This window comes from Streptomyces fuscigenes, from assembly GCF_021556455.1.
GTDB classification, from domain to species: domain Bacteria; phylum Actinomycetota; class Actinomycetes; order Streptomycetales; family Streptomycetaceae; genus Streptomyces; species Streptomyces fuscigenes.
In genome coordinates, this window is record NZ_JAKGCV010000262.1 from 1 (window position 1) to 7,897 (window position 7,897).

9 protein-coding genes are annotated in these 7,897 nt (G+C 72.9%); 6 read left to right on the plus strand and 3 right to left on the minus strand.

Going from position 1 to position 7,897, the window contains the following annotated elements:
* Positions 1 to 283: 283 nt before the first annotated feature.
* The gene (locus L1885_RS19345) at positions 284 to 949 is read right to left on the minus strand and encodes a TetR/AcrR family transcriptional regulator (RefSeq protein WP_235798415.1); all 666 of its coding nucleotides are present in this window, start codon (positions 947 to 949) and stop codon (positions 284 to 286) included.
* Positions 950 to 1,107: 158 nt separating this feature from the next.
* Between L1885_RS19345 and L1885_RS19350 the strand changes: the two genes are divergently transcribed.
* Positions 1,108 to 1,878, plus strand: coding sequence for an NADPH-dependent F420 reductase (locus tag L1885_RS19350; RefSeq protein WP_235798416.1), 771 nt, complete (start codon positions 1,108 to 1,110; stop codon positions 1,876 to 1,878).
* Positions 1,879 to 2,084: 206 nt separating this feature from the next.
* On the opposite strand, the gene L1885_RS19355 is transcribed toward L1885_RS19350, so the two are convergent.
* Positions 2,085 to 2,600 carry an ATP-binding protein gene (locus L1885_RS19355; RefSeq protein ID WP_308117352.1) on the minus strand — a complete coding sequence of 172 codons (516 nt, stop codon included), beginning with the start codon at positions 2,598 to 2,600 and terminating at the stop codon, positions 2,085 to 2,087.
* 74 nt (positions 2,601 to 2,674) lie between these two features.
* Here L1885_RS19355 and L1885_RS19360 point away from each other — a divergent pair, with 74 nt between their 5' ends.
* Together L1885_RS19360 and L1885_RS19365 are read left to right on the plus strand one after the other, a co-directional pair.
* Complete coding sequence (locus tag L1885_RS19360) at positions 2,675 to 3,538, plus strand: helix-turn-helix domain-containing protein (RefSeq protein ID WP_268984267.1); 864 nt, start codon at positions 2,675 to 2,677, stop codon at positions 3,536 to 3,538.
* Positions 3,535 to 3,771: a DUF397 domain-containing protein gene (locus tag L1885_RS19365; protein WP_235798417.1), complete on the plus strand. Its 237-nt coding sequence runs from the start codon at positions 3,535 to 3,537 to the stop codon at positions 3,769 to 3,771. Before L1885_RS19360 ends, L1885_RS19365 begins: the two co-directional genes overlap by 4 nt.
* A gap of 67 nt (positions 3,772 to 3,838) precedes the next feature.
* Here the strand turns inward: L1885_RS19365 and L1885_RS19370 are convergent, their stop codons facing one another.
* Positions 3,839 to 4,441, minus strand: coding sequence for a pyridoxamine 5'-phosphate oxidase family protein (locus L1885_RS19370; protein ID WP_235798418.1), 603 nt, complete (start codon positions 4,439 to 4,441; stop codon positions 3,839 to 3,841).
* Between the two features lie 183 nt (positions 4,442 to 4,624).
* Between L1885_RS19370 and L1885_RS19375 the strand changes: the two genes are divergently transcribed.
* From L1885_RS19375 to L1885_RS19385, 3 genes are all read left to right on the plus strand, one after another.
* Entirely contained in the window at positions 4,625 to 5,407 is a 783-nt protein-coding gene (locus L1885_RS19375) for an SDR family NAD(P)-dependent oxidoreductase (protein ID WP_235798419.1), read from the plus strand.
* A gap of 192 nt (positions 5,408 to 5,599) precedes the next feature.
* A complete protein-coding gene (locus L1885_RS19380) occupies positions 5,600 to 6,292 on the plus strand; it encodes an iron-dependent transcriptional repressor DtxR (protein WP_235798420.1) in 693 nt (230 codons plus the stop codon).
* Between the two features lie 737 nt (positions 6,293 to 7,029).
* Positions 7,030 to 7,897: alpha/beta fold hydrolase (locus tag L1885_RS19385; RefSeq protein ID WP_235798421.1), on the plus strand; the 868-nt coding region annotated here is incomplete at its 3' end.

A 7,897-nucleotide genomic window follows, 5' to 3' on the forward strand; every position in this document is an offset into this window, starting at 1 on the left:
GCCTCGTGCGCCACCCCGGGGGCCCCGGCCGTCGCGTCCCGCTCGCCGCGCAGTGCCCGCTCGAACCAGTGAGGCGCGTGGGGCTCGTCGCCGAGGGCGCGGACCTCCGTCCATCCCGCCGGCACGGTGCCTTTCGGCCTGTCGTGGCCGCCGCCACGCGGCCGCAGCGGCGCCCCGCCGACCGCCGGGCGATGATCCCGCCACGGCGGCCCCCACCCATCGGCCCGGTGAGGCAGCGGCTCCGTCCGCCCGTACGCGCCGGCCGTCGCCTCACCACGTCCCGTCACGGGACCGGTGGTCGAACACGGCCTGGAGGGCCCTGGGCGTCGGAAGTCTCGGCCGCGGGCCCGTAATCGGGCAGCGGGTCCCCGTTTCGGCTGCTGAGGCCGTCGAGGGAGATCTGGAGCAGGCGCCGCCAGGGGGCGGTGGAGCCGGCGGCCTGTACGGCCTGGCTCAGCGACATGCTGAGCAGGACCAGGTCGTCGGTGGTCACATCAGGGCGCAGGAGTCCGGCTTCCTGGCACCGCAGGCGCAGGCTGTTCATGACGTCGATCCGGCGCCGGGCGCACTGCGGGAACGGGCCCGTGACGTCCGCACACCCCTCGACGAGGGCGCGATTGCGGGCGAGGTGGGCCAGGGACTGCTCGAAGAAGACGGTCAGGGCCTGCCAGGGGTCCGCGATGGCTGCGGAGGCCTCTTCGGCCGCGGTGATCCAGGAGATGAACTCCTGTTCCAAGACCGTGGTGAGCAGGTCGCCCTTGGTCGGAAAGTGGCGATAGAGGGTTCCCATGCCCACGCCGCTGCGCCGGGCGATCTCGCGCACGTCCACCCCGCCGCCCTGCTCCGCGAAGACGGTGCCCGCCGCTCGGATGATCGCCTCGCGGTTGCGCTCCGCGTCCGCCCGGAGACGACGTCTCGCGTGAGGGGTGGGCGGATCGACTGCGGGCACGGAGGCAACGATACAAGCGAGCGATCAAACGGAGCAACCGCTCCGCTTGTGTTACGTTTTACCGGAGCGCCTGCTCCGGTTGGGGCGGGTGCGCTGGTACGTCCTGCGTCCGTGGTCCTCCCGCGGGCACGGGCCCGTCGCACGAGGAGAGTCCCGTCATGTCCACACTCGGTTTCATCGGGAGCGGCAACATCGGCTCGCGCCTGGCGCGGCTCGCCGTCGCGGCAGGCATCGACGTCGTGATGTCCAATTCGCGGGGGCCGGCGAGCCTGGCGGAGAAGGTCGCGGCCCTGGGCGCCCGCGCCCGAGCGGCCACACCCGAGGAGGCGGCGGAGGCGGGCGACTGGGTGGTGGCGAGCATCCCCCTCGCCGCCTACCGGCAGCTTCCCGCCGCGGGTCTGGCGGGGAAGGTGGTGCTCGACACGACCAACTACTACCCCTTCCGGGACGGGCACTTCGAGGAGCTCGACTCCGGCAGGACCACCTCGAGCGAGCTGGTTCAAGCCCAGATACGCGGCGCCCACCTCGTCAAGGCGTTCAGCAATGTCGGCGAGCAGCACCTCACCGCCCTCGCCCGGCCGTCCGGCGCCGCGGGCCGCTCCGCCCTGCCGATCGCCGGTGATTCGCCCGAGGCCAAGGCCCGAGCCGCCGCGCTCATCGACAGGCTGGGCTTCGACACGGTCGACGCCGGCCCCCTGGCGGAGGGCTGGCGCTTCGAACCGGAGACCACGCCTTACGTCATGCCGTATTTCAGCGATCCCGAAGCGTTCGCGCGCTCCCTTGTGGAGTTGGGCGAGGAACTGCGCTCCGGCGGGACGGTGCGGAGCGCGCGCCCCGTGGACGCGGGGGCCCCGCTCCCGGCCGACCGCCTGCGAACCCTGCTGCGCGAGTCGACGCGCAAGCTGCCCGGGGACCGTGTGCTGCGCTGACCCGCGGTTCCGCCACCGCGGCCGTCGCGCGAGAGGACGGCCGGCCGCCACGGGGCGCGGGTGCTGACGGCGAAGTGCCGGTCGAAGCTCTCGGCTCGGATCCGGGAGTCCCGGGTCGAACGCGCTCGCAGCCGCACAGGACCATGCGCGCTCACACCCCCGAGGACGTTCCCCGACCGCGCCGAAGCCCCCCGGGGCTTCCCGGCTCATCCGCCGCCGGGCGGCCCGACGGCGCACTCCGCCCACACCGTCTTGCCGGGCGCGCCCGGACGGGGGTGCCAACCCCACCGGTCCGCAAGGCCCTCCACGATCGCGAGCCCGCGCCCGGACTCGGCAAGCGGGTCGGCCGCCCCCACCTCACGCGGCTCCGGGACGCGTTCGGTCCGCGTGTCGCCCACCTCGACCCGCACCACGCCCCGGGCCAGGCGCAGCAGCAGGTGGAAGTCCCGGCCCGGCACCCGCCCGTGGGTCACCGCGTTCGCGGCAAGCTCCCCGACCACGGCGACGACGGTCTCGTTCGCGGCCGAGTCGTACGGCAGGCCCCACGCGTCGAGCCGGTGCGCCGCCAGCCGCCGGGCCAGCCGCGCGCCCCGGGGCGTCGAGCTGAAGCGCATGGCGAACTCCCGCCCTGCCGCCGCTTCCTCCGTTTTTGCGTGTTCTTTCATCACGCCCCCCACCGTCCCGCCGGTGGCGTAGCGTGACCAGTGGTGACGCGCTGACACGGGGGCGTTGTAGGTGTGTCCGCGGCACGGGTACGAGGCATGCCGAGTGAGCGGAGTGAACGGCTGTGGACACACTGGACGAGGACTTCACGACACCCGACGAGCGCCCGGACGCGGCGGCCGGGACGGGCGAGGCGGGTGATGTCGGCGGTGTGGTCGCCGCGTTCGGCAGGCAGCTCAAGCTGTTACGGCAGCGGGCCGGCCTGGAGCGCGAGGGACTCGGCAAGCTCGTCGGCTACTCGCCGTCCAGCATCGCGTCGTTCGAGCAGGGCCGGCGCATCCCGACCCCGGCCGCCATCGACAAGGCGGACGAGGTGCTCGGCGCGGGCGGTCTGCTGGTGGCTCTGAAGGAGGAGGTCGCGAAGGCGCAGTACCCGGCGTTCTTCCGGGACATGGCGGTGTTGGAGGCCAAGGCAAGTCATCTGTGCGAGTACGCCACGCTTGTTGTTCCTGGTCTCCTGCAGTCGCGCGACTACGCACATGCTGTCTTCCAGCAGCAACGCCCGCTGCTGTCGGAGGAAGTGATCGAACAGCGTCTGTGTGCACGAATGGCGCGGCAGGAGATCTACGAGCGTTTTCCGGCGCCGCTCATGAGTTTCATCTTGGAGGAGCCAGTGCTGAGGCGGCCGATCGGAGGACGCAGCGTCATGCGCACTCAACTGGAGCAGATCTTGATCCTGGCGGGCAACCGCAATGTGGACGTGCAAGTGATGCCTCTCGACCGCGAGGACCACGCCGCGTTGGGTGGGCCCTTCACGACCGTAGAAACAGCCAGGGGCGAGCGCTTCGCGTACGCCGAGGTGCAGACCTCCAGTCACCTGTACAGCGAGCCGTCGAAGACCCAGGACTTCGCCGCACGATATGGGATCCTGCGGTCGCAGGCGCTCACTCCGCGTGAGTCGCTGGCCTTCGTCGAGACTCTTCTGGGAGAGGCATGACCAAGCTGGCCTGGTTCAAGAGCAGTTACAGCAGCGGTGAGGGCGGCCAGTGCGTCGAGGTCGCCTGGACCAAGAGCAGTTACAGCGGTAGTGAGGGCGGCCAGTGCGTCGAGGTCGCCGCCTGCGACACCGCCTCCGCCGTGCACGTGCGCGACTCCAAGCGGACGAGCGGGCCCGTGCTGACCGTGGAGCCGGCCGCGTGGCGCAGCTTCGTCGGCCTCGTGCGGAGCTGATCCCCGGCGGGGGCGCCCGGCCGGCCGCTCCGGACCCGGGCCGCCCCGCCCGGGTCCGGCGGCGGATTCAGTCGGTCGGCACCAGCGGGGGCAGCGGCGGCAGCGGCAGGGGGAGGCCCGGCAGGCCGTCGATGCTGCTCTCCACGTGCTCCTTCTTGTGGAAGTATGCGTCCAGCGACTCGTCCGTCTCGCGGGCGAAGCGTGAGGCGTGCAGCGTCCGGTCCTCGTCGTACGTCATGAACGGCACGGCGTAGCCGCAGGTGTCGCGGATCTTCTCCGCGGTGACGACGATGATCGCACGCAGGCCGTGCGGGACCGGGTCGATGTCCGGGAAGTGTTGCAGCAGCCCGCTCCAGCGCGGGTCGTCGCGGAAGACGGGCTCGCCGCGGCCGTGGACGCGCACGATGTTCGGCGGGCCGTCGAAGGCGCACCACATCAGCGTGATGCGGCCGTTCTCGCGGAGGTGGGCGATGGTCTCGGCGTTGCTGCCCGCGAAGTCGAGGTAGGCCACCGTGTGCTCGTCGAGCACGGCGAAGGAGCCGTCCAGGCCCTTCGGGGAGAGGTTGACGGTCCCCTCGCCGTCGAGTGGAGCCGTCGCCGTGAAGAAGATGTGCTGCGCCTCGATGAAGGAGCGCAGCCTGCCGTCCAGACGTTCGTAGCTCTTTCCCATGCGTCGATTATGTGGACGCGGGCGGCCTGCGGAGGAGACCTTCGTCACGCTCGCGTGCCCCGGGGCCCCGCGCGGCATCGGCGGGCGGGCGCCGCGCGTTGCCGTACCGGCGGGATCTCGCGCGCGCACGCCGCGAGGTCCCGTGAAGTGACCAAGTGATGCATGGCGACGGGAGTCCCCACGATGGATCTTCAGCTGGCCGGCCGGCGCGCGCTCGTGACCGGGGGGAGCCGGGGCATAGGCCTCGCGGTGGGGCGCCTGCTCGCCCGGGAGGGGGCCGCGGTGGCGCTGGTGGCCAGGAACGAGGTCGCCGTGAAGGAGGCCGCCGCTGCGGTCTCCGCCGAGACGGGCGGGCTCGTCGTCGGGATCGCCGCCGACACGGGTGACGACGAGGCCGTCGCCGCGATGGCCGCCGACGCGCGGCAGCTGCTCGGCGGGGACGTGGACATCCTGGTGAACAACGCGGCCACCGCGAGCCCCGGCGCGTTCCCCGAGGACGAGCTGGAGGCGCAGATCAACGTCAAGGTCCGCGGCTACCTGCGCACCACGCGCGCCCTCGCGCCCGCGATGACCGAGCACGGCTGGGGCCGGATCATCAACATCGCCGGGCTCGCGGCGCGGCTGAGCGGGTCGGTCGTCGGGTCCGTGCGCAACGTCGCGGTGGCGGCCATGACCAAGAACCTCGCCGACGAGCTCGGGCCGCAGGGGGTGAACGTGACGGTGGTGCATCCTGGTATGACGCGTACCGAGACGCAGATCGACGCGATCGCCCGCCGCGCGGCCGACCGCGGCGTCGGCGTCGAGCAGGTGGAACGGGAGCTCGCGGCCTCCGTCTCCATCGGCCGGATCGTGGAACCCGACGAGGTCGCGGCCGTCGTCGCGTTCCTCGCGAGCCCGCTCAGCGCCGCGCTGAACGGCGATCCGCTCGTCCCCTCCGGGGGCGCACGGGGCGCGATCCACTACTGACGGCAGGACGGGCCACCGCTGGGCCCGGCCCGCGCGGAACCCCGCCCGGGGTCCCGCGCCGGCCGGGCCCCGGTGACCGGACGCGTGCGTTCTGTTCGCCCAGTCTTCAGAGGCTGGACCGGCACGGCACGGTTGTCGGTGGGATGCGTCAGAATTGAAGTCAGGGCCGCAACGATTCCACAAGGGGCACGTATGTCCGGACTGATCGACACCACGGAGATGTATCTCCGCACCATCCTCGAGCTGGAGGAGGAAGGTGTGGTCCCCATGCGCGCCCGGATCGCCGAGCGGCTGGACCAGAGCGGCCCGACGGTCAGCCAGACCGTCGCCCGGATGGAGCGCGACGGCCTGGTGCAGGTCGCGGGCGACCGGCACCTGGAGCTGACCGACGAGGGCCGGATGCTGGCCACGCGCGTCATGCGCAAGCACCGGCTCGCCGAGTGCCTGCTCGTCGACGTGATCGGCCTGGAGTGGGAGCAGGTGCACGCGGAGGCCTGCCGCTGGGAGCACGTGATGAGCGAGGCCGTCGAGCGCCGCGTGCTCGACCTGCTGCGCCACCCCACGGAGTCCCCCTACGGCAACCCGATCCCCGGCCTCGACGAACTCGGCGAGGTCTCCACGGTCGACCCCTTCCTCGACGCCGGGCTGGTGAGCCTCGCGGACCTGGACGCGGGCGGGGAGGGCAAGACCGTGGTCGTGCGGCGCATCGGCGAGCCGATCCAGACCGACGCCCAGCTCATGTACACGCTGCGGCGCGCGGGCGTGCAGCCCGGATCCGTGGTGAGCGTCACGGAGTCCCCGGCGGGCGTGCTCGTCGGCAGCAGCGGCGAGGCCGCGGAGCTGGGGACCGAGGTCGCGTCCCACGTGTTCGTCGCCAAGCGCTGAGCGCGGCGCGGCCGGCCCCGCCCCCCGCCCGCGGGCTCCCGTCCCCATGGCGGGACGCGGACGCGGCTCCGACGCGGATGGTCGCGGTGGTGGTCGCGGGCGGTCCCGGCGCGGCACCCGGACCGCGCGCTCAGGGTTGTACTGCGCGATGCGTACGCGCGATCCGATCGTCGCGAAGCAGGCCCTGCGATCCGACGGGATTCCTACGGTGCGGCCCGTACGATCCGACGTGGAGGGACCGGCCGGCCGTGGCGGGCGCTCCGGGGGGTCGTGGACGGACGACGGCCCCGGTGCCTCTCGGCACCGGGGCCTGTCCTCCCCTTCGCTGACCCGGAGCCCCGAGCTCCCAGGGTCAATCCCCTCGGACCGTCATCCCCGAGCGGTCCGCCTCCCGCTGAAAGATCTCCCCTGGACCGGGGCGGTCAATCCTGGGGGGTGGTCACTCGAATGAGCGATGTTGGGCTGAGAAGAGGCGTGTTCGAATAGTAGTTCGATAAGATCCAGCCGGAACCGACAAGGGTTCGACGGATGTGCGACCGGTCGCGGGGCGGGGTCGCCCAGCCGCACGGCGAGGACGCGGTGCCGACCGACCTGAACGGCGGACGGCGGCGCCGTACGGGGACACGGGATCGGCGGGGCCCAGTGGGACCGGCGGGACCCGTGGGACCAACGGGGAGAGCGGGACCACGCACGACCGGGGATTCGACCACTCTGGACCGAGGGGGGTGCCAGGACACATGCCGGAGCACGACACGGAGCACCGGGTGCGGCGCACCGATGTGATCGGCGCCGACGGGGTACGCCTCGCGGCGTGGGAGTACGCGCGCCGAGGCGGCGACGGGAGCCCGGCGGGCCGCCGGGCGGGCGCACGCGCCCCCGAGCCCGGAGTCCTGCTGCTGCACGGGCTGATGGGGCGCGCCTCCCACTGGGACGGCACCGCCCGCTGGCTGTCCGAGCGGCACCGCGTGGTCGCCTACGACCAGCGGGGCCACGGCCTCAGCGAGCGCCCCGCCGACGGGCTGCTCACCCGCGAGGCCTACGTCGCGGACGCCGAGGCGGTCGTCGAGAGCATGGGGCTCGGCCCGGTGACGCTCGTCGGCCACGCCATGGGCGCGCTGACGGCCTGGCAGCTCGCCGCGCGCCGCCCCGACCTGGTGCGCGCGCTGGTGATCTTCGACATGCGGGCGTCGGCGCTGGGTGCCGCCTCGCAGCAGGCGTGGGAGGAGTGGTTCCGCACCTGGCCGGTGCCGTTCGAGTCGCTCGGCGAGGCGCGCCGGTGGTTCGCGGAGGAGGACCCCTGGCTCGGCGGCGGCCGGATCGCCGCGCGCGGCGACTTCCACGCGGAGATGCTGGCCCGCCGTGAGGACGGCTGGCGTCCGCTCTTCTCCCGCCGCCAGATGCTCCGCACGCGGGAGACCTGGGTGCTCGACGCACATTGGGACGAGCTCGCGCAGGTGAGCTGCCCGACGCTGGTCGTGCGCGGCCGCCAGCTCCTCGGCCCGGGGTTCGGGCGCCTCGGCGACGAACTCGTCGAACCAGCCGCTCTTCTCGCCCGCCCACTCGGTGAGCTGTTCGACGAAGGTGGCCGTGGGACGCGGCCCGCCC

Excerpts from the sequence above, each read along its gene's own strand:
- L1885_RS19350 (WP_235798416.1), top strand. The coding sequence starts at position 1,108 with ATGTCCACACTCGGTTTCATCGGGAGCGGCAACATCGGCTCGCGCCTG.
- L1885_RS19375 (WP_235798419.1), top strand. The coding sequence starts at position 4,625 with ATGGATCTTCAGCTGGCCGGCCGGCGCGCGCTCGTGACCGGGGGGAGC.
- L1885_RS19365 (WP_235798417.1), top strand. The coding sequence starts at position 3,535 with ATGACCAAGCTGGCCTGGTTCAAGAGCAGTTACAGCAGCGGTGAGGGC.
- L1885_RS19370 (WP_235798418.1), bottom strand. The coding sequence starts at position 4,441 with ATGGGAAAGAGCTACGAACGTCTGGACGGCAGGCTGCGCTCCTTCATC.
- L1885_RS19380 (WP_235798420.1), top strand. The coding sequence starts at position 5,600 with ATGTCCGGACTGATCGACACCACGGAGATGTATCTCCGCACCATCCTC.